Genomic DNA, 21,473 nt, shown 5'->3' on the forward strand with positions numbered 1-21,473 from the left:
TCCTTCAAATATGGTGAAGGGTTATTTAAGATTATGAAACTTTAATTTCGATGCCATTCTTTTCTCATATAAAATTCACTTGTAACTATCACATGATTATAGCTTAATAAACACTTTCCTGAATGTTAGAACTTAATTTTCATGTTCATACTAAAAAACATATTCTACCTTCGTAACAGCTCTTTTTTTGTTAGTAGCCTTTACTGTCATCTTTACTGTCTTATATAATCCCTTCCATAAAAATGTTATATTTCACCTGTATTAAAGGTGTTAGCCAGAGCAATAGAAAGATAGTGTGGTTAACCTATTATAATATAATGGAGGAGGGAGAACCATGTTTGAGGAATTGGAACAGTCTATAGGTAAGCGATTAAAAAAACAGTTTCATAAAGATATATTTGAGTCATCTATAAAACTACTCAATAGTGATATATATACTAGGTTTAGTAACTTTGCTACTAATATCAGAGAATTAACAAGGGAGATTCTTCAATGGAAAGCTGCAGATGAGGAAGTGAAAAATTGTTCATGGTATGAAGAATTTTTAATAATGAAGGAAAGGTTGCTATAACTAGAGTACAACGCATGCAATATGCAATTAAAGGTGGGTTGTCTGATGAATTTATCCAAGAGGAACTATCATATGATTTTAAAGACGTAACCCAACAGCTAAAGGAAGTTATTGGTACACTAAGTAAATACACTCATATTAATGAAGAAATTTATATTAATAGTGAGAAAGATGGATTAGAAATGGCTAAAAGTACGCTTATTGCTTTTGACATATTCCTTAAAACAATTGAGGAAATTAGAGGTGAAATTATTTCTAGAATAGAAGAAGAAATTGATACTAGAGTTACAGAAGCGTTAGTAGCTGACGTGATACAAAAAATTGATATCCTTGCAACGCATTACTTTATCGAAAGCATCATGATTGAGAGTATTAGCATCGACTGTATTAATTGTTGTGATATACACTATGATGTAAAAGGTTCGGTGAATGTAGAACTTCAATATGGTTCTGATATAGATAACAAGAAGGGCAATGGATTTAGAGTAGGAACTTCTTATCCCTTTAGTCTTCAATTGATATCTGACATCGATGATCCCTTTGAATTCGCGCTGAATGCTTCTGGTATAAACGTTGATACAACTAGTTTTTATGAGTAATCTATAAACCACCTTTAAAATATAACTTTACACTCAAACTAATTTTGCCATCTACATTTGATCCATTCTTATTAAAAATTCTTCTAATTTTTTAAGTCTTCTTTGTAAACAATATCCTCTGATAAATGAGGTCGTTAGAGAAAGTATCTGCGTGGAGTGAATCACTTATACCCCCTTCTTGGATCCTAACCCAATAGATATATGTATGTGGTAAAAATTTTACATCAGAGGTATTTCCAAAAGGTTAAATGTTATATTATGGGAGGGAGAGGGGAGGGTTTTTATGAGTAATAAGACTCAATCAATTGTTAATGAAGACATTATCACATCGAGACCTAGACTACATAAGTTAATTATTAAAAATTTTAGAGCTATTGGGGCAGAACCGGTAATAATCGATTTGGATGAAATAGTGGTTTTAGTTGGCCCAAATAATGCAGGCAAAAGCTCTATTCTAAGGGCCTACGAGGTAGTAATGTCCGATGGTTCAAAAAATTCACACTTAACTATCGATGACTTTCCCAATGGGGAAATAAGGTCAGAGTACTTACCAGAAATTGAATTACATTCCATAGTAAACGATAAAAATTCACCAGGACAAAGATGGATTGATAGTTCCTCGGGCATTAAGGTAGTAAGAGAAAGATGGAAATGGGATAAACCAGGATCCCCCAATCGCCAAGGGTTTGATAATGAACTAAACGATTGGGCATATGAAGGAGTTCCTTGGGGTGCTCCTAACGTTGCTAATTCACGTCGACCTGAACCTCACAGGGTAGACGCATTTGAGAATCCTGAAGATCAAGCTGCAGCTATAGTTAAGATCCTAGAATCAATATTAAAAGAAAAAGTCCAAGAAGTGACTAAAAATTTAGAAGCGAATGGTAACAAAACGGAGTATGGCTCTTTATTAGAACAAATAAAGGGTATTCAACAAAAAATTGTAAAAGAGTCAGAATCTCAAATTAATTTAGTGGAAACAGAGCTGACCGAAGCTATAAAAAAAGTTTTCCCAGGTTACGAAGTTAATTTTGATGCTAAACCAGAAGAAGATTTAGAAAAGGCAATTAGCTTTTTTAAGAGTTCGCCACAATTACTTATGGGTCCAGAAAATGGATTTAAAAGTAATATAGAGCGACAAGGTAGTGGAGCCCGAAGGCTCTACTGTGGTCTGCCCTAAGATACATTTCGGAAAATGGGTTTCATAAGAGAAAGAAGACAGAGCAGGAAAGCTCATTGGAAAGACCCAACGTGTTATTAATTGATGAACCCGAACTCTGTTTACATCCAAATGCGATAAGAGAAGCATGTAAGGTGCTGTATGACTTACCAAAAACACGTAAATGGCAGGTTATGGTTACCACTCATTCGCCCGCATTTATTGACTTATCAAGGATAATACCACTATTGTTAGAGTAGAAAGAACGGCGCAAGACGAAATTCATGGGACCACCTTGTTTAGACCAGAAAAGACAAGGCTCGATAATAATGATAAACGCCTCTTAAAACTTTTAAATCAGTTTGACCCTTATGTAGCAGAATTCTTTTTTGGAGGGTATTCGATTATTGTTGAAGGTGATACAGAATACACAGCATTTAAGTATATTATTAATAATGAGCCAGAAGAATTTAAAGATATACAAATTATAAGGGCGCGTGGCAAGGCAACTATAGTGTCCTTAGTGAAGATTTTAAATCATTTTAACACCAGATATTCAGTATTACATGACAGTGATACTCCACTAAATAAAGCTGGTGGAAAGAACTCAGCATGGGGAACAAATAAAAAAATATTAGAAGCCGTGCAAAGCCACCCAAGTCCACAGAAAATAAAACTAGTCTCTTCACTAATTAATTTCGAATCTGCTTTTCTAAGTAAAGAAGTGAAAACTGATAAGCCGTACAATGCTTTGTTAGAATTATCTAGTGATAGTGAAGCTTATGAAAAAATTAGGACATTATTGTGTTCGCTAGTAGATCATTCTCGTCCATTACCTGTAAAGTGCATGGAGTGGGATGATATATCCCAATTAGATGAGGCAATTAAATAGTAAAAGAACTTATGTACGCTTCGAAAATAGTGAGTTTAGAGGAACCATTACCCCTTTTGCACAAAATACATGTTAGGCTTTATATTGATTTAGGTATCGGTAAAAAGTGGCACGACTTATCCCGGTTGCATCCAGTATCTCTTTAATACTGTATTCCTTGCTATCATACATTTTAAAGGCCAATTCCAATTTGGATTGGTCTTTTTTTGGTCTGCCACCTTTTCTTCCCCTGGCTCTAGCTGCATCCAACCCGGACTTCGTTCGCTCTGAGATAATGTCACGCTCAAATTGGGCGAGCCCACTAAAAATCGTAAAGACGAGTTTTCCCATTGCCGTTGTTGTATCTATATTTTCATTGATGGAGACAAAGTTAATCCCTTTTTCTTGAAAGTCATTGATTAAGTCCACTAAGTGTTTGGTACTGCGTCCGATCCGATCAAGTTTGTAAACGACGACGGTATCTCCCTCACGGAGATATTTAAGCATCTCATTAAAGGCTGGACGATCTTTTTTTGTCCCAGTGATTTTTTCTGAGTAGATATTTTTTTGTTCCACTCCATATTTATTTAAGGCATCAAACTGCATATGTAAATTCTGATCTTTGGTACTGACTCGAGCATATCCAAATAACATTTTTTTATCTCCTTTTTGATTTTCCTTATTTTCATGTTATCAAAAAGGTTAATTATAGTACATATTGTAACTTTGTTTTTGATACGTCTTTTAAAACTAAAAATTCGGCTCAAAAACCAAATAATCAAGTGAGTATTAATGATGGTCACTGCATTATCATAAACGAACGATAAACTTCCCCGGAGATTGATGAAGAGAATGACAACATGAAACTTTTCATTAGTTATTCTTTTCTACTTGTTTTACTAGCTTATAAAATGTTGTCTTTTTGACTCCAGCTTGTTGCATTGCTGTTGTCGCCGTGATATTCCCCTCTTTCCATTCATCATAGGCCTCCCGAAAAGCATCTGTCACTTGCACTTTTGGCCTTCCTAGCGTTTTTCCTGGTGCATCAATACCTTCTCGTTGTCGTTTTCGTATACGATCTCTTTCTTCTTGAGCTACCCACGATAGAACTTGCAAGACAAGATCCGCAATAAAAGTACCCATGCTGTCTTTATATTGGGTCGTATCCAATAACGGCATGTCTAACACAACAATATCAGCTTGAATGTTTTTGGTAATATCGTTCCACTCTTCAACAATTTCGTTTTTATTTCTTCCGAAACGGTCGAGAGAATGAATATACAAAACATCGCCTTTGCGAAGGATTCGTTTGAGCAGTTGATAATTTTCTCGTTGAAAGTCTTTCCCACTGACTTTATCCAGAAAAATATCTCTTTCATTAATCCCATGTTCTTTCATAGCAGCAATTTGTCTTTTTTCATTTTGATCTTTACTGCTTACTCTTATATAACTCATTCGTCTATTTTCCATTGACTGGCATTCCTTTCTACAAACCAATAACTACCTTTATTATACCTCATTTCCGTTCGTAAAAGTGTATGAAATAAAGCGAACGTCCATAAACTTTTTTGTGTTATTTATGAACGTTGCTAGCAATCTAGCAGACGAAAAAATGGAGTGTTCGTAAAGGTATACTTTTTCAAACGAATCAAGAATCCTATGAAGAAAAGGGCCAGATTGTGAGTAACTATGATATTACGTAGTAGACCTAATACTACGCAGCAAATAACTTCATTTGTAAAAGAAATTTTTGAGTAAAGATTTTATTTATAGGTGATCAATTTCAAGAATCAGACCAGATTGTTGAACAAGTAATTTTTTACATTTACAAGTAGGGGGCGAACGGTTTAGCTAACGGGACCTAAGCCCCACGGGGAGGGACGTTCTGCCCCAGCTACCGTAATCATAAGACCAAATAAAATAAGGTCAACCAGAAATATCTGGCTAACCTTATAATACGAACGGGGAGGATTGCCTAAGAAGATAATCATAATCATTCAATATTCATTTACGGATTAAATGGTGAGATCAAGAACGATAAAATAATAATCCTAATGCAAGCGTGGTTGGTTTTTAATTAATTTAAATAGGAGTTTAACTTAATGAATGGTAACAAAGCGATATTGGAAAAGCAATATTCTGAAGTAGAAGATAATTTATGGGGAATAAACCCAATAACCACATTAGTTATTATGCTTCATTAGTATCTAAAGAAGCGAAAGTATTGGATCTAGGGATGGGAGAAGGTAGAAATGCACTCTATTTTGCAAGCAAAGGATTTAATACAGTAGGTGTAGATATAATTACACTCTGATTATTCTTGCAAATGTGCTTAATTTTTTTAAGGATAATGAAATTGAACTAAAGGTTTAGTTTACATAGAAGCGTTTGATGTAAATGATCCTGGATATGCAAAACACATAGCTAATTGCAAAATGATAACGGAATTTACTTTTTATCGTCCGAAAACTAAGTTAACGGGGAGAATGCTTCAATAAGGGTCCTTGAAGCTAACGCTTCAACGCTAATTCTGATTGGGACAACTCTCGGAGCGACAGTAAGCTGGAAATGGCTTGCACTTCCTCTCGTCGTAAGCAGCTTTCTTCTGCAGCACTCATTGCAGGGATGGTGTCCTCCTTTGCCAGTTTTAAGACGTCTCGGAATAAGAACAGCAAGTGAAATTAACGAAGAAAAGACTGCGCTTAAGGAAGTTCGGGGAGATTTTCACTAATTTAGCCAAATCTTCTTAAGTAGGGTATCCGGTGGCCGCTTCTCCGGATACTTTGTTTTTCCCTTAAACACGGTTTGTTTTCTTACATATGGATAACTTAAAAAAAGTGAGGTGATCGTGATGAATAATGGATCTGAAGAAATTTCTCCGGGTGAAAAAAAACGCAGCCATAAATGAGAGAAACTGAGCATCAGAGATGTGAGAGAGCCCATGAGGTTACAGAAGTAGATTCCGGACGCAAGACACATACCATTAGGAGAACTGCTTACCGTCTGAATGATATTGACAAGGATAAGTAACATATAATTGTCTGTCGTTCAGGCAACCGAAGTGAACTTGCCCGTGAATGGCTTACAGACAGAAGTTATTAAGAGAAGAATATGACTGGCGGTTTGCTGAAATGGAATGAGGAAGAGCAGGGTAGGCAGTGACTTTTACTATTAATCAGGAGGTGGAATGAGTGGGCGATACAAAAGGGATTACAGTAAAAGAACTTACGCGCAAAATCATCAGTGGCGATGATATATTTATTCTGGATGTACGGAACACTGATAAATTTGATGACTGGCGAATAGAAGGAAAAAGCGTGAAAATTATAAATAAGCCTTACCCTGACCTTAGCGATGGTGTTGAAGAAATAATGGGCAAGCTTCCAAAAGGGGAGCCAGTGTATGTCATATGTGCTAAAGGAGTGTCTGCCAAGAAAGCAGCAGAACAGATTAGAGAACAGGGGTATTACAATACTTACTATGTCGAAGGTGGTATGGAGGCTTGGAGTGAGCACCTCGAGCCAATAAAAGTGGGAGACCTGGATCGCGGAGGAGCTCTTTATCAATTTGTGAGAATAGGCAAAGGCTGCTTGTCATATATCGTTGAGTCAGACGGGGAAGGAGCAGTTATTGATACAAATCGTATGATTGGCCAGTACAAAGAATTTCTAAATGATAGAAATATAAAATTGAAGCATTTAATTGATACACATCTGCATGCCGACCATATTTCCGGAGCGAGGGAACTTTCGAATAAAACCGGAGGGGAATACCATCTTCCTCCAAAGGATGCCGAGGAAGTATCGTTTAAATATACCCCTTTGGAAGATGGTGCTGAAATAAAGGTGGGGCAGTCAATTATTAAAGCAATATATTCGCCTGGCCATACAACAGGGAGTACTTCTCTGATTATTGATGAGAAGTATTTGTTAACTGGAGACATACTGTTCATTGATTCCATCGGGCGTCCCGACCTTGCCGGTAAAGCGGAGGACTGGGTTGCTGACTTGAGGCAAACATTGTACAGCCGCTACAAAGAGCTTACTGATGAGCTGGTCGTACTGCCGGCGCACTATATGGGTATTAATGAAATGAATGCCGATGGCAGCGTTTCTGAAAAGCTAGGTATTCTATATGAGAAGAATCACGGGCTGAATATTGATGATGAAGAGGAATTCAGAAAAACAGTGAGCGAAAATCTGCCCCACAGCCTAATTCCCATCATGATATCCGGCAGACAAATATGGGGAAAATGGAGCCGGATCCTGGGAAACAAAGGGAAATGGAAATCGGCCCAAATCGCTGTGCCATACGGTAAAAAACAGGGTGCCCCGCACCCTGTTTTTCACGGGGAAAAATGGCGACACTACATACTGGTTGACATAATTATTAATAATTACTAATATAGGTGTACGGGTATATGTATATTAGGTGTTGAAAAGGGGGGCTCTCAAATTGTTAAAGAAGTTTATGCCAATTTTTGAATGGCTGCCCAAATATAAAAAATCAGATTTAAGCGGGGATATGTCCGCTGGGTTGATTGTTGCAATCATGCTTATTCCACAGGGGATGGCTTATGCGATGCTTGCTGGCCTGCCGCCGGTAATCGGTCTGTACGCATCCACTGTTCCGCTACTGGTATACGCACTGTTCGGCACTTCAAGACAGCTTGCGGTGGGGCCGGTTGCCATGGTTTCGCTGCTGGTACTCACTGGGGTTTCCACGATAGCAGAGCCGGGAACGGACGAATATATTTCCCTCGTTCTCTTGCTTATGCTCATGATCGGGGTAATCCAGCTCCTGATGGGTGTCCTGAAACTTGGATTTTTAGTTAACTTTATGTCCCATGCGGTAATCAGCGGTTTTACTTCTGCTGCTGCAATAATTATCGGGCTGAGTCAGCTGAAACACCTCATCGGTGTCAGTCTGGAGGCGGACAAAGATGTTTTTTTAATTCTATGGGAGACAGTCAACAGAGTTTCTGAGATCAATCCTCTTACGCTTTCTGTTGGTGTAATCAGTATCATTTTATTAATTTTTCTTAAAAATATAATTCCTAAAATACCTGCCCCTTTAATTGTAGTGGTGGCAAGTATATTAACGGTATATTTTCTCCAGCTGCAAGATACGGGAGTAACGATAATAGGAGAAGTGCCGCAGGGACTGCCTTCATTGAGCCTGCCGGCTGTGACTGGAGAAGCACTCATCGCTTTGCTTCCTATAGCCCTTACTATATCGTTTGTGGGGTTTATGGAGTCCATCGCAATGGCAAAGGCTATTGCTGCAAAAGAAAAATACAAGGTAGTACCGAATAAAGAACTTACAGGACTTGGCCTTGCTAATATAGGAGGTTCATTTTTCTCAGGTTATCCTGTCACAGGTGGTTTTTCCCGTTCTGCTGTGAACTATCAGGCAGGAGCAAGAACACCGCTTGCAACGATTATCACCGCGGTTCTTATCATCTTAACGTTAATATTTTTTACCGGCTTATTCTATTACCTGCCTAATGCTGTTCTGGCAGCTATTATTATGGTGGCAGTATATAGTCTCATCGATGTAAAGGAAGCAAAGTATCTTTTCAGGATCAGGAAGGCAGATGGCTCTGTATGGGCGATCACTTTTCTGGCGACTTTATTTTTCGGTATCGTCGAAGGAATTATAATCGGTGTTGTGTACTCGCTTCTTGTCTTTGTAGGTAAAAGGGCATATCCTCATGTTGCGGAACTTGGATATCTGGAAGAGGAGAGGGTATACAAAAATATACAGAGGTACCCGAATGTTGAAACAGAACCAGAGAATCTCATTTACCGGTTTGATTCTTCATTGTTTTTCGCAAACATGGGGATTTTCGAGGACAGGCTTAACGAAAGACTGATTGATAAACCGGACACGAAATGGGTGGTGCTCGATTTTTCAGGAGTTAATATGATAGATGCGGTAGCCATCCATCACCTCGAAGAAATTATGGAAACACAGGCGAACGACCATGGAGTGAAATTTATTTTTTCAGGAGTCAAAGGGCCGGTGAAAGACTTGTTTGAAAAAGCAGGATGGGAAAAGAAGTACGGCGACGTGTATAAGTTTATGTCAATAAACCATGCGCTTCAGGCAATACGAGAGGAGAGAGTGTAGTTGCGTGAAGAGTCACTGGATTTCAGCAATAAAAACTTCATGCGGAGAATAAAAGAAAAGGACCCAACTTACTTTGATGAACTGAGGAAAGGGAAGCATCCCGATTATTTTGTCCTGTCCTGCAGCGATTCCAGGGGGAGTCCCACGGCTATTACAGATATGCCTTTAGTGAGAATGTTTGTCCACCGGAATATCGCTAACCAGGTAAGAAGGGAAGACGATAGTTTTGCTGCAGGTCTTTATTACAGCTTAAAACATCTTAAAGTAAAAAAGATTCTTATTGAAGGCCATACATTCTGCGGCGGAGTACAAGCCGCATGGCATGGTAATGAGGAAGAACATTTACAGCCTTGGCTCAACCATATCAGGGAAAGCCTTCCATGTGAAGGGTATAACAGCGTATCCGAGGAGGAATTGGCCAGGATAAATGTACTCAGCCAGGTGGAAAACCTGAAGGCTCATCCGGTTTTTGAACAGCACGGGGAAGGTGTGTATGTAATTGGCTGCCTTTTCCATGTGGAATCAGGAGAGAGGGTACACCAGGTGAATTGTAAAGAGGCTTAATTAAGCTGGAAGCTGTGCAAAATAGTAGCAGGGCTTGAAACTATTAAATAGAGAAAGGGGACAAAATTATGTTCCATTACAAAAAAAATCTTCCATGGGAATGCAGGGAACAATTGATAAGCTCCAGAAAAGGAGAAATTTGGGGTTCTGTGAGAGTTTGATGTGAAAGGAAAGCTGAATGAAAAAGGGCTGACTTCGAAGATCCTTTTGTCGTGCTGGAGCTATGCAATACTCATGAGACGAAACGGGTATTGGACGTTAATAAACTTGTGGGATACTTCCTTGTAAGATTGTCGTATACAAAGAAGAAGAGCAGGTTAAAATTGGCATGCCGAGACCAACGGAATTAATGAAAGCGGTAGACGACAGCCAGCTAACTGAAATCGCTAAAGATATTGAGAAAAGACTAATCGCTGCTATTGATAAAAGCGTTTAAAGGGAGCCGGATAAAGCAGTTTTTAAATACCCCCTGCTGTGTTTACCTTAAAGTTGCAAATATACGGCATGGGGTATATAATAAATACAGAGATAGCTGAGGGGGGAGTAATTTCCTGAAAAAGTACTGGCCTGTATTAATAATTACTTTATTTTTAGCAGGATCGGGCGCTTACAAAGCATCAATGACAGGAGACAGCTATTCCGGAGGATAAAGAGGTAGTTATTATCTGCCGCAGCGGAAGCAGAAGCCTCCAGGCAGCTAATATCCTTAAGGAAGCCGGGTACATTACTATTACTAATGTTACCGGCGGAATGCAGCAGTGGTCCGGGGAAGTTGTCAGATAATAATGCAGCGCTCGCGGTGAAAAAATACGGCTTTATTTTGATAATGCCCATGCTTACTAGTACAATGTACAAAGATATTGCCCCGTCAGAGGAGTCAGCTCATAAAGCTGTTCAACATAGAAGCTTGTTTACTAATAGCGAAAAAACAGAGGAAGGTTTCTCATAAACTGGAGGGAATCTCAATGGAATACAATGATCAGATGAAGAACAGAATGAAAAGAATCGAAGGCCAGGTAAAGGCTATTTTAAGAATGATGGAAGAGGAGAAAGATTGTAAAGATCTCGTCGGCCAGATGTCAGCTGCCAGGAATGCAATGGACCGTGCAATTGGGCTGGTTGTAAGCACAAACCTGGAGCAATGTGTCCGGGATCAAATTGAAAAAGGCGAGGATACAGAAGAATTGATTGAGCAAGCAGTGAACCTGCTGGTTAAAACCAGATAATTTAACCAGCAGCTACCTGGTCATGACACATGCTTCTATATACTTTAATATACGGACAGGGGTATAACAAGTATTGAATAATCCACTATAAATTTTTAGAAGACACGATTGACATTTATTTTTTTGCTTGATAGTATACCCCTAGAGGTAAAGGTATATAATATTTTTTTAACAGAAACATACCCCTAGTGGTATTTATAAAATAATAAGGAGTGAATACAGCATGTCAGAAAAGAAAAAAACAACGATTGTACTATTCAGCGGTGATTACGATAAAGCAATGGCAGCATATATCATAGCGAACGGAGCAGCTGCCTACGATCATGAAGTAACGATCTTCCACACATTCTGGGGATTGAATGCACTTCGGAAAGAAAACCAGGTGTCTGTTAAAAAGAATTTTATGGAAAAAATGTTTGGGAAAATGATGCCTCGCGGAGCAGACAAACTGGGTCTTTCAAAGATGAACTACCTTGGCATGGGGCCTAAGATGATCAAACAAGTTATGAAAAAGCATAATGCCATGCCTTTGCCTGATCTCATTCAAATGGCACAGGAACAGGATGTAAAACTAGTGGCTTGCACGATGACGATGGACCTGCTTGGCCTTCAAAAAGAAGAACTACTCGATGATATTGAACTAGCAGGTGTCGCTGCATACCTTGGAGACGCATCAGATGGTAATGTTAACCTGTTTATCTAAATAAAAGAGGTGGAGAACAGTATGGATTGGATCATAAACGGACTGATTGTAATTTTACTCGTCTGGTTTCTTGCAGGAAGGATTCTCCCTACAAAAGGTGTTAAACAGATGACCACCGGAGAATTAAGAAATATTGCAGGTGACAAGAATCGCCAGTTCATTGATGTAAGAACTCCCGGCGAGTATTCAGGAAACCACATTAAAGGTTTTAAAAATATTACTGTACATGAGCTGCGGGGAAGGATGGATGAACTATCAAAAGACAAGGAAGTTGTAGTTATCTGCCAAAGCGGCATGCGCAGTAATAAGGTAAGTAAAATTCTTGTCAAAAAGGGCTTCACTGATGTGACAAATGTCCAGGGAGGCATGTCCTCCTGGCGGGGATAAATCGAAGGGGATAAACTCTGATGAAAGAATACTCACCAAAGGAAGTAAACGAACTTATTAAAAGTAATGATGAAAATATTGTTGTAATTGATGTGCGAGAAAATGAGGAAGTTGCAACAGGGAAAATTCCTGAAGCAGTGCATGTTCCCCTGGGAGAACTTCCAGAAGCAGCAGGCGACCTTAATAAAGAGAAGCAGTATATCATGGTATGCCGCTCTGGAGCCCGCAACGGCAGGTCAACTGAATTTATGGAAGCTTCAGTTTTCACGCTGTGAATATGGCTGGCGGAATGCTTAATTGGGAAAACGCGATTAATTAAAATACTCAGGAGGGTACAAGATGATTAAAACAGACAAAGTACTTGATGCTAAAGGACTTGCATGTCCAATGCCGATTGTTAAAACAAAAAAGGCTGTTAATGAATTGGAGGCAGGGCAGGTTCTAGAGATCAAGGCAACGGATAAAGGCTCTACTGCTGACCTGAAAGCATGGGCAGACAGAGGCGGCCACCAGTACCTCGGTACTATAGAAGAAGAGGGTGTTCTAAAACATTACCTCAGAAAAGCAACAAGTGATGAAGAAAAAACAGAAACAAGTTACTCTCAAGTAATTAATAATGAAGAGCTGCAGAGCAAACTGGATGCTAATGAAGATATTGTTCTACTTGATGTAAGGGAAGAAGCTGAGTATTCATTTAACCACATTCCGGGAGCTGTTTCCATACCGCTTGGGGATCTGGCAAACCGTATGGGTGAACTGGATAAGAATGCGGAAATATATGTTGTCTGCCGTACTGGAAGCAGAAGTGATTTTGCTTCACAGAAGCTTACTGAAAAAGGTTTTGCCATATCACGAATGTTGTGCCTGGCATGAGTGAGTGGACTGGGGCAACTGAAAAGACTGTGAAGTAACTTGCAGGTTTTGGACAGGGGTCGGACTCCTTTTTATGTCCGACCAGACAGGAAAAAATTATAACACAAAATATACTATGGGGGGTATAAGAAGTATGGCGATTACAGAACTAACTGCGAAAGAAGTAACTAAAAAGGTCATTAACAAAGAAAATCTGTTTATACTTGATGTTCGTAACGAAGGGGATTTTAACGACTGGAAAATCGAAGGTGATAAAGTACATCACCTGAACGTTCCGTACTTTGACCTGATCGATGGAGTGGAAGGGATACTTGATAAGCTTCCTGAGGATAAGGAAATTCTTGTTGTCTGTGCAAAAGAAGGTTCTTCTGTTTTTGTAGCTGAGATGCTGGATGAAGCAGGCGTGGATGCTGCATACCTGAAGGGCGGTATGAAATCATGGAGTGAACACCTGGAGCCAGTAAAAGTAGGAGACCTGAAAGACGGCGGGGAAATGTACCAGTTTGTCCGTATCGGTAAAGGCTGCCTGTCTTATATGGTAGTTTCCAACGGTGAAGCAGCTATTGTTGATGCGACAAGAATGACAGATGTGTATACTGGGTTTGCAGGTGAACTGGGGGTTAAAATCAGTCATGTATTCGATACTCACCTGCATGCTGACCATATCTCAGGAGGAAGAATAATCGCTGAGGAAACAGGTGCTAAGTACTGGCTGCCAACGAAAGATGCCGCAGAAGTGACATTTAAATATAATGCGCTTGAGGACGGCAATGATGTTAAAATCGGGAACACTTCAATTAATATTCATCCGCTGTACTCACCAGGCCACACAATCGGATCTACGTCCTTTGTAATCGATGAAAAGTATCTTCTATCCGGAGACATTCTGTTCATTGATTCCATCGGACGGCCTGACCTTGCAGGACTTGCTGAAGACTGGGTGGGGGACTTGAGAAAAACTCTATACAATCGTTACAGAGAGCTTTCCGATGAACTGGTTGTTCTTCCGGCACACTTTATGATCATGGATGAACTTAATGACGATGGAACGGTTGCAGCTAAACTTGGAGAACTATTCGCTGAAAACCATGGGCTGAATATTGAGAATGAAGAAGAGTTCAGAAAAATGGTTACTGAAAACATGCCGCCGCAGCCAAATGCGTATCAGGAGATCCGTGAAACAAACATGGGTAAAATCAACCCCGATGAAGAAAAAAAGCGCGAAATGGAGATTGGTCCAAACCGCTGCGCAGTGAGATAAGTTAACTAATTAATAAAAAAATTCAATGAAATCTTTGAGATGAGATTAAATTATTACAGGAGTGATTTATAATGAACGCAGATAAAGTATTAGACGCTAAAGGACTGGCATGCCCAATGCCAATCGTAAAAACTAAAAAGGAAATAGATAAAATGGAATCAGGACAAGTCATTGAAATTCATGCTACGGATAAAGGAGCGAAGAGCGACCTGACAGCATGGGCGAAATCCGGCGGGCACCAACTTCTGCAGGACACAGAAGAAGACGGTGTATTTAAGTTCTGGATTAAAAAAGCATAAGGAATTATTAAACAAAATAGTAGTGCAATATAATTGAGCCTACTTAAACTAACGATTCTCAATTTTACTGTTTTATAAGAAGAAAAAAGCTGGTCATCTTACCAACAATTTGGAAGATAATCGGCTTTTTCTTATCTTATCGTTTTTCTTTTGCTATTTTTCCTTCAATTTTATATCGTGCTTTGGACTATTGTTTGAAGTACTCACTTTTTGGAAGTGGGCCTGTTCTGTCTGTTCCGAGAATTTTATCGGAACAGATAGGTCTTGCTAGGTACAAAAGGTGAGATGTATTATAAATAGTAAAGATAATACAGGCCCAAATAATTCAGAATTGAACTAATTGTACGAGGAACTCTTTGAAAATATCGTAATCTCTCCTGTACTTTCAGAAGATGAAGACGGGTATTATCTTGTAAAAGATTTATTAGTGCACTAGGAGTAAAGAATGGGGAGACTATGCTTCTTTTTGACTGTCAACATTAGCGTTTTTGCTTAAGATCACCCTTTCATTTTTTAGGTTAAAAAGAACGGCCAAACCTCCTACTCAAGAGATTGGCCGTCTTTTAGTATTAAGCAGCAAGTGTGCGGCAGAAATCCAGTATTTTATCAGTTCTTGCGGCTTCAAGTATTTTCCTTGCAGCTTGTAATAATGATGCAAACAACACAACAACAAATGATAGCTCCAACAATAACAACGAGATGAATAATGTGGAAATGAATAACGACGAGCGCGCCGTGTGGAGTAACTCTTATTACGTAGTACAACGATACTACGTAATAAAAGGTATTCAACAATCGCGCGCAATTACTAAGTATAAAAGCCTAATATTTCCCTGTTTGAAGGAGCAGTTAGGCTTTTATTGTATTTTGTGACTCTTAAATTTGGCTCTACCATTTGGAGCAAAAGAATCATTTGTTTATCCCCTCTATCACTCTTCCCACAGTAATAGTTTAGCTGTAATTATCTAGAGACAACTTCTTACGACAAATAATCCTGAAAATAATACGCCATTTCTCACTAAAATTCACAAAAAATAGAGTGAGTTTTTATTGCAGCTAGTTCATTATCAAAAACGAACGTTTTTGATAATGCGAACAACGCGTTAATTTGTCTCCTAGTAGGTGAAGGATGAAGGTTAGACTACTTATAGAATTTGTTCTAAAAAGGAGGGAGATGATAGAAGTAGTGCTTACAGAAGTTATGCGTTATGTAAGGACACCGAAAGTCTTCTGTCAAAATGTGATCACCTCTCTTTATCGTCATTCAGAGAGATTAAGCTTACATACTTTACCTAAAAGTGTTAGAGGAGCTTATGAGTCAGCTCTGAGGATTAAAGAACATAGATGAAGCCAAGTTGTGTTATTACCCTGAGAAGAACGCTTGAAATGGTATGCAAAGACAAAGGAGCGACAACTGGTCAACTTCATCAAAAGTTACTCCTCTATAAGTATAAACGAGGTGTAGTTTGCACACCTTAAAAAATATTAGAGGAGGGGTTTTATGGAATGGATTTTAGGTCTTTTTTTATTTAATTCAGTATTTATGCTCATTATTGCAATTCGCGAGGTACGTCGGCCGGCAGTAGCTTTAAATTGGTTAACAATCAATTTCATCTTTCCTGTTATTGGTTTTGTCTTCTATCTTATTACATCGACTCCACCACGGATTAATCGTCGCAAAAAGCTGACTTCTCCACACAATGAATCGGACACACTGCCGGATTCCTTTGGTAGTTCGGCCCGGGGCATTGCACAAACATTGAAACATTTGACCGTGGATGGAATGAGGGATGGTCAAGTACAAGTGCTTATAAATGGGTTGAAAACTTATGAAAAACTGATGGAATCTATACAAAACTCAAAAAAACGATTGACCTAGAATATTATATATATAGAGATGACCAAATTGGAAAACGCATTACGGACCTACTGATTGAACGGGCATTGGATGGTGTATATATCCGCTTTGTAAGAGATGGGTGGGGGAGCAAGAAGTTATCCAAAACTCAGATTATTCGGATGATGGATGCAGGAATTGAATGTCGCACTATTTTCCCATTACGCTTCCCTAGGATATTCTCAACGTTGAATAACCGGGATCATTGTAAGATTGTTGTGATCGATAAAAAAGAAGCTTTTACTGGTGGCATTAATATTGGGTTTGAATATACCGGATTAAAGCCAGGCGTAGGATATTGGCGTGACACTCATGTCAGAATTACGGGTGAAGCCTCAGCAGATTTGCAAAGAATCTTCGAAGCCCATTGGAATATCGCTTCGCCGGAACGAATGAGGGAAAGATCTAGGATGAAAACAAAAACAGAAAAAGATCGTTCTCGTATTATCCCTTCAACTAGTACGAACCTATCTTCAATGACAGAATTGAGCACTGAGTTAGGAACTATAGATAGGAAAGATGCGAATTCAGTCCCGATTGGTGAGAAAACACACCACGCGTTTGTTCAGACATTCGAAGGCAATCCTGAGATTCCTACACCGGTCATTAGGGAAGCATACTTTACTGCCTTGATTCAAGCGACAAAAACCATTGATATTACGACACCCTATTTTGTACCAGACCAAGATATTTTAATGGGATTAAAAACAGCAGTAGCCCGTGGTGTACGTGTTAGATTGCTGGTTCCTCGTAAAGTGAATCAAAAACCCGTAGAATACGCAAGCTTTACTTTTTATGGAGAGCTACTGGAAGCAGGGGTTCAAATTTATTTATATAACAAAGGAATGCTACACGCTAAGTCGATGGTCATCGATGAGGAAGTAACTGAAATAGGGGCCGCAAACTATGATATGAGAAGTTTTCGTTTGAATTACGAAGTATGTGAATTCATATACAGTAAAGATGTAGCAAGGGATCTTACAGAACAGTTTGAGCAAGACCTTTGTGATTCTGTCCCATTGCGAATGGATGATTTATTGCAACGCTCGCCTTCACAGCGGTTAATACAGCAAGGGGCCCGCCTTCTTTTTCCGCTGTTGTAGCTATTAACTTTTATTTTGTAGATAACCATAATAATATATTCCATAGGGTGATCTGGTTTTATATTAAAGATGGGAAAGAAGATAATGTCGATATAAAATTGTTTTAAATAATAAAATCTGTATTTATTATTAAATGGGTAAATAGGTGGTATTGATGTCCTTGATCAAGGTGATTGTTCAGATGATGGAAACACTTGGTGATTTTACCTAATATTTTGTCTATTTAATTCTCGCGTTCTCCTCTAATATCCAAAAGGACATTAATTCTTTAGCAAAAGCAGCCTTAAAAACCAGGCTGCTTTTTATGGACTAGCAATACTAATAAGAAGTAGAGTGTTCTTTCGTATTTTGACCAATTGAAAAAGATTTCATTTTACGATATAGGGTATTGGGATAGTCATGAAATGGTATTTACACGCTCAAAGGATGAATATTCAAGGATGGCATGTGACTTATTTTTGGAGTTACCAACTTGATCCTTAGCAGATGGCGGAGGTATCCCACGTAAACAAGTGGAGAATGTTCAAGTTAGAGCAGTATTCCAATAAAAATTAGGTAGTAATGAATGGGTAATAAGTTGACCATAATGGAAATACCTACAAAGTAAAATGATAAATAAGAATCATTCCTATTTATAAATGAAGTGTATTATACTATGAGGAGAGAATACTTTATATTCTCTCTTTATCGATGTCCTGCTAAGGTAACTTTTTCATTGTTTTGTCTACACCCTCTAAGACAATAAACCTCCTTGAATCCAAGAAGGGTTTATTGTGCTCTTTTTCTTCAATGTGTTCACGTATAATAAGGTGATTATAGCCTAATAATATAGGCACTTCTAAGAATCACCTCCTGAGTGTTATTATAAATAAAGAAGCAACCTGGACCATATGCCGGTCAAGGATGCTTCTTTATTTTTTGGTTTCCCAAAAACTTTATCTTTAAAGCAACCTTTTATAGTCTCCTTCAAAGATTCTGTATTTTTTCTAAGTTCTCGATTTTCCACCTCAATTCTTTAATTGGTCAGCCTTTTCTTTTTCCACATCTGATTGAATCCTAGAAATTTACTAATGGCCTTTTTTCTCTAACTATAGGTCAATAATTTTGTTATGAATGTTTTTATCAAGGTTATTTTTACCCAGGTTTATACCTACCTATCATCCCCATTAGAATCCTCCCTTAAAGAGGAACTTTATTTTGGTTTCAACGTTATTATCATACCGTCGCCCATGTTAATAAATGAGTATTCAACCGAGTCTGTTTCAGCCTTGATTCTCTTCTCCCCTTCAGAAGTATATTTATCAAACTCGGTTTCATTTGTTAAAAACGCGTCTATCTCTTCGACACTCTCGAATGATCCTGATCCATTGCGTACATGGTACCAGCCAAAGCCACAGGCAGTTCTCGACTCCCTTCTTGGCTATCGTTCGTCTTGCCAAGAAGTGTCACTTCGATAACGTTCCCCTTTTCAGATACCTTAATCGAATGAGTCACGTACCCATTCATCTGTAGATCATAATCTGAATGAGGCACAGTGTCTTCTACGTTAAGAAGTGCCTCACTGTCAAAATACATAGAAATGAACGAATTATAATCGGAAACGAATTGCTCGTATTGTGGAGTTTCTTCCGTCTGCTCTTCGACCCTGGCTCTACTTCCTCAGCCTCTTCAACGGCAACCACCCCTTCTGTATCTTCTGTTGGATGGATTTCGTTCTCCTCAACTTCCATGTTCTCTGTTTCTTTGGCTTTTATTTCTTCCGTTCCCGTCTCTGCCGATTTCTCCCCGCATGCAACGAATAGTCCAACAACACTTAAAGTAACAATTGACAACCAGTATCTTTTCATCGTAATGACCCCTCCTCCGCTTTAATACCAGGAAGTTAAACGTGTTTATATAATAAAAATACCGGAAACTACGTCATAGATCCTTTGAGTAAGCATTTCTTCTCTCCTCATGAACGTTCATAATTTATCACCTAGGTTTTCTTTTTTTCCTAGGTTTTTACCAATCCTACAGGAAAGTATCTTTTGCTTTCATTAACAAAACATATATGTATTCCAGTACGTACATACTTGAGCCGTGGGCTTCCATTTCAGAATTAAAAATTTAACATAATGTTACAGAGGAGCAAGGTTGTGAAAAAACTTTTTATCATGGTCGTTTTACTCAGTGTGTTGTTTGTAATTAGATTTGATAACTCAGATGATAATTTTGTCAAGCACGAGAAATCGCAAACTCCTTGCGGCACAAGGGTTTTAACGATATCAAAAAGTGCTCTCATCTTATTCTATATGTAGGTTTTCTCTTATTTTATTAAAAAGAGAAAAACTACAATAGCATGATGTAAGGTGTAACACCTTACATCTAACGCCTTGCTGGTGTGACACCAGGCAAGGCTCTGTCGTTAGACAGATCCAATCTGTTACAGAGGGTAAGGGTAAAGGAGTATGGAAAAAAAGGCATGACACCTCTACATGTTACGTAACCATTGGATTATAGGGTATTTATTTACTGGAGGTGTACATTTATTGAAAGAGTATTACAGCGCAAAAGATGTCGCTGAGCTGTTTGATGTCTCAATCGATACCGTTGAAAAATGGGTAAAAGAAGGCAGGCTTAAAGATGAAACAGTGACCGTCTTTCCTAAGGAACAGTTTGATTCCGTCGAGAAAATGCATGCCATTGATCCCACGTTTAAAGAGCGCAGAGAACATGACTTGAAGGAGATCTCACGGAGAGCAACAGAGAAGGATCCAATCTACGAAGAGTATGAGAAGGTACGAAAGAAGATGCGAAAAGCTCAGAAAAGAAAGTGGTGAGTTAAGGTGTAATATCCAATCAATCTGCATGTTTTGAAAATATGATAATGTACACCCTGAATCTTGACCTCCTTTCATCAATGAACGGACGAAAAAACCCTTCCTACCCCAATCAGAGTTTTTTATTAAGACACGAAAGAAGATGCGAAAGGCTCGGAAAAGAAAGTGGTAGTCACTCAAAAAAGGACCCAAACGCCATGTTCTAGGGGCCGTATCCCTGTCTAGAACGATGACGTTTGGGTCCCCTTTTTTGCAAATAAAACACTTAAAAGATTTTTTTCTTGTCCCGGTCTTCTTTTAAAATTTCCACTGCTTCCTTAAACCTCTGAGAATGTACAATTTCCCGCTCTCTTAAGAATTTTAAGCTATCATTTAAATCGGGATCATCCGACATATCTATAATCCACTGATACGTAGCTCTAGCCTTTTCTTCAGCAGCAATGTCTTCATACAGATCTGCAATGGGATCTCCCTTGGCTTGGATATAAGAAGCTGTCCATGGGACGCCGGCAGCATTATGGTAAAACAGCGCTTTATCATGGTTCGCGTAATGGTCTCCAATCCCTGCCTCTTTTAATTGTTCTGGGGTAGCATCTTTGGTCAATTTATAGATCATGGTGGCAATCATTTCAAGGTGAGTTCGGTTCCTATGTCCGTTAAAAGACCAACTACTTTATCTGGTATGGTGTATCTTTGGTTTAAGTATCGGAGAGCAGCGGCCAATTCTCCATCTGCACCGCCGTATTGTTCGATTAAAAACTTAGCGAGAGTAGGATTACATTGACTGACTTTCACAGGGTACTGTAATTTCTTCTCATAAATCCACATGATGATCCTCCTTTAGACTTGCCATGGCCAGGGAGTGTCATTCCAATTCCAGTAGTGAGGGCTACTTAAACTGTTTCCATACTGCTGCAGTGGGCCATAGATTCGTTCTACCTTATCCTTTACTTCTTCTCGGTAGCAAGCAAATTGGTTAAACTGCTCAATGGCATCTGTGTCGAAA

25 protein-coding genes and 3 pseudogenes are annotated in these 21,473 nt (G+C 38.8%); 22 read left to right on the plus strand and 6 right to left on the minus strand.

Annotation, left to right across the window (positions count from 1 at the left end):
- Nucleotides 1-334 precede the first annotated feature (334 nt).
- From JCM19033_RS20685 to JCM19033_RS24620, 5 genes are all read left to right on the plus strand, one after another.
- Nucleotides 335-571, plus strand: a complete 237-nt coding sequence (locus JCM19033_RS20685; RefSeq protein WP_054637748.1) for a hypothetical protein — start codon at nt 335-337, stop codon at nt 569-571.
- 14 nt (nt 572-585) lie between these two features.
- Nucleotides 586-1,170, plus strand: a complete 585-nt coding sequence (locus JCM19033_RS20690; RefSeq protein WP_054637749.1) for a hypothetical protein — start codon at nt 586-588, stop codon at nt 1,168-1,170.
- A gap of 283 nt (nt 1,171-1,453) precedes the next feature.
- Entirely contained in the window at nt 1,454-2,350 is an 897-nt protein-coding gene (locus JCM19033_RS24610; RefSeq protein ID WP_198153605.1) for an AAA family ATPase, read from the plus strand.
- A 5-nt stretch (nt 2,351-2,355) separates the two neighbouring features.
- Entirely contained in the window at nt 2,356-2,589 is a 234-nt protein-coding gene (locus JCM19033_RS28555; RefSeq protein ID WP_374701279.1) for an AAA family ATPase, read from the plus strand.
- Between the two features lie 35 nt (nt 2,590-2,624).
- Nucleotides 2,625-3,221 (plus strand): ATP-dependent endonuclease, encoded by a 597-nt coding sequence (locus JCM19033_RS24620; protein WP_198153607.1) that lies wholly within the window; start codon nt 2,625-2,627, stop codon nt 3,219-3,221.
- Between the two features lie 72 nt (nt 3,222-3,293).
- Here the strand turns inward: JCM19033_RS24620 and JCM19033_RS20700 are convergent, their stop codons facing one another.
- Together JCM19033_RS20700 and JCM19033_RS20705 are read right to left on the minus strand one after the other, a co-directional pair.
- Complete coding sequence (locus JCM19033_RS20700; protein WP_054637750.1) at nt 3,294-3,854, minus strand: recombinase family protein; 561 nt, start codon at nt 3,852-3,854, stop codon at nt 3,294-3,296.
- 219 nt (nt 3,855-4,073) lie between these two features.
- Nucleotides 4,074-4,670: a recombinase family protein gene (locus tag JCM19033_RS20705; RefSeq protein ID WP_054637751.1), complete on the minus strand. Its 597-nt coding sequence runs from the start codon at nt 4,668-4,670 to the stop codon at nt 4,074-4,076.
- Nucleotides 4,671-5,358: 688 nt separating this feature from the next.
- Between JCM19033_RS20705 and JCM19033_RS22825 the strand changes: the two genes are divergently transcribed.
- The 16 genes and pseudogenes from JCM19033_RS22825 (at nt 5,359) to JCM19033_RS20765 (ending at nt 17,645) form a co-directional block, all read left to right on the plus strand.
- Complete coding sequence (locus JCM19033_RS22825; RefSeq protein ID WP_083465630.1) at nt 5,359-5,514, plus strand: hypothetical protein; 156 nt, start codon at nt 5,359-5,361, stop codon at nt 5,512-5,514.
- A gap of 877 nt (nt 5,515-6,391) precedes the next feature.
- Nucleotides 6,392-7,518, plus strand: a pseudogene (locus JCM19033_RS20710) (MBL fold metallo-hydrolase).
- Nucleotides 7,519-7,655: 137 nt separating this feature from the next.
- Nucleotides 7,656-9,332, plus strand: coding sequence for a SulP family inorganic anion transporter (locus JCM19033_RS20715; RefSeq protein WP_054637752.1), 1,677 nt, complete (start codon nt 7,656-7,658; stop codon nt 9,330-9,332).
- Nucleotides 9,333-9,896, plus strand: coding sequence for a carbonic anhydrase (locus JCM19033_RS20720; protein WP_054637753.1), 564 nt, complete (start codon nt 9,333-9,335; stop codon nt 9,894-9,896).
- 663 nt (nt 9,897-10,559) lie between these two features.
- Nucleotides 10,560-10,679 carry a rhodanese-like domain-containing protein gene (locus JCM19033_RS22835; protein ID WP_269758454.1) on the plus strand — a complete coding sequence of 40 codons (120 nt, stop codon included), beginning with the start codon at nt 10,560-10,562 and terminating at the stop codon, nt 10,677-10,679.
- Nucleotides 10,633-10,845 (plus strand): hypothetical protein, encoded by a 213-nt coding sequence (locus JCM19033_RS20725; protein ID WP_054637754.1) that lies wholly within the window; start codon nt 10,633-10,635, stop codon nt 10,843-10,845. Before JCM19033_RS22835 ends, JCM19033_RS20725 begins: the two co-directional genes overlap by 47 nt.
- A gap of 16 nt (nt 10,846-10,861) precedes the next feature.
- Nucleotides 10,862-11,122, plus strand: coding sequence for a metal-sensitive transcriptional regulator (locus JCM19033_RS20730; protein WP_054637755.1), 261 nt, complete (start codon nt 10,862-10,864; stop codon nt 11,120-11,122).
- Nucleotides 11,123-11,345: 223 nt separating this feature from the next.
- Nucleotides 11,346-11,825: a DsrE/DsrF/DrsH-like family protein gene (locus tag JCM19033_RS20735; protein ID WP_054637756.1), complete on the plus strand. Its 480-nt coding sequence runs from the start codon at nt 11,346-11,348 to the stop codon at nt 11,823-11,825.
- A gap of 21 nt (nt 11,826-11,846) precedes the next feature.
- Nucleotides 11,847-12,212, plus strand: coding sequence for a rhodanese-like domain-containing protein (locus JCM19033_RS20740; RefSeq protein WP_054637757.1), 366 nt, complete (start codon nt 11,847-11,849; stop codon nt 12,210-12,212).
- Between the two features lie 20 nt (nt 12,213-12,232).
- The gene (locus JCM19033_RS20745) at nt 12,233-12,487 is read left to right on the plus strand and encodes a rhodanese-like domain-containing protein (RefSeq protein ID WP_306301423.1); all 255 of its coding nucleotides are present in this window, start codon (nt 12,233-12,235) and stop codon (nt 12,485-12,487) included.
- A gap of 64 nt (nt 12,488-12,551) precedes the next feature.
- Nucleotides 12,552-13,123 (plus strand): annotated as a pseudogene (locus tag JCM19033_RS20750) (sulfurtransferase TusA family protein).
- Nucleotides 13,124-13,218: 95 nt separating this feature from the next.
- Nucleotides 13,219-14,346: an MBL fold metallo-hydrolase gene (locus tag JCM19033_RS20755; RefSeq protein ID WP_054637762.1), complete on the plus strand. Its 1,128-nt coding sequence runs from the start codon at nt 13,219-13,221 to the stop codon at nt 14,344-14,346.
- Between the two features lie 71 nt (nt 14,347-14,417).
- Nucleotides 14,418-14,645: a sulfurtransferase TusA family protein gene (locus JCM19033_RS20760; protein ID WP_054637758.1), complete on the plus strand. Its 228-nt coding sequence runs from the start codon at nt 14,418-14,420 to the stop codon at nt 14,643-14,645.
- A gap of 1,344 nt (nt 14,646-15,989) precedes the next feature.
- On the plus strand, nt 15,990-16,124 hold the full coding sequence (locus JCM19033_RS28560; protein WP_374701277.1) for a DUF4145 domain-containing protein: 135 nt from the start codon (nt 15,990-15,992) through the stop codon (nt 16,122-16,124).
- Nucleotides 16,125-16,146: 22 nt separating this feature from the next.
- Nucleotides 16,147-16,524, plus strand: a complete 378-nt coding sequence (locus tag JCM19033_RS26845) for a hypothetical protein (protein WP_269758453.1) — start codon at nt 16,147-16,149, stop codon at nt 16,522-16,524.
- A 65-nt stretch (nt 16,525-16,589) separates the two neighbouring features.
- Nucleotides 16,590-17,645, plus strand: a complete 1,056-nt coding sequence (locus JCM19033_RS20765; protein WP_374701278.1) for a phospholipase D-like domain-containing protein — start codon at nt 16,590-16,592, stop codon at nt 17,643-17,645.
- A gap of 1,332 nt (nt 17,646-18,977) precedes the next feature.
- On the opposite strand, the gene JCM19033_RS20770 is transcribed toward JCM19033_RS20765, so the two are convergent.
- Together JCM19033_RS20770 and JCM19033_RS20775 are read right to left on the minus strand one after the other, a co-directional pair.
- Entirely contained in the window at nt 18,978-19,151 is a 174-nt protein-coding gene (locus JCM19033_RS20770; protein WP_198153608.1) for a hypothetical protein, read from the minus strand.
- A 35-nt stretch (nt 19,152-19,186) separates the two neighbouring features.
- Nucleotides 19,187-19,492 carry a hypothetical protein gene (locus tag JCM19033_RS20775; RefSeq protein WP_054637760.1) on the minus strand — a complete coding sequence of 102 codons (306 nt, stop codon included), beginning with the start codon at nt 19,490-19,492 and terminating at the stop codon, nt 19,187-19,189.
- A 630-nt stretch (nt 19,493-20,122) separates the two neighbouring features.
- Between JCM19033_RS20775 and JCM19033_RS20780 the strand changes: the two genes are divergently transcribed.
- Nucleotides 20,123-20,467 carry a helix-turn-helix domain-containing protein gene (locus JCM19033_RS20780; RefSeq protein WP_198153609.1) on the plus strand — a complete coding sequence of 115 codons (345 nt, stop codon included), beginning with the start codon at nt 20,123-20,125 and terminating at the stop codon, nt 20,465-20,467.
- A gap of 265 nt (nt 20,468-20,732) precedes the next feature.
- On the opposite strand, the pseudogene JCM19033_RS20785 reads toward JCM19033_RS20780, so the two are convergent.
- A pseudogene (locus JCM19033_RS20785) lies at nt 20,733-21,295 on the minus strand (manganese catalase family protein).
- 12 nt (nt 21,296-21,307) lie between these two features.
- The gene (locus JCM19033_RS22840; RefSeq protein ID WP_269758456.1) at nt 21,308-21,457 is read right to left on the minus strand and encodes a spore coat protein CotJB; all 150 of its coding nucleotides are present in this window, start codon (nt 21,455-21,457) and stop codon (nt 21,308-21,310) included.
- Between the last annotated feature and the right edge of the window lie 16 nt (nt 21,458-21,473).

Source organism: Thalassobacillus sp. C254 (assembly GCF_001310615.1).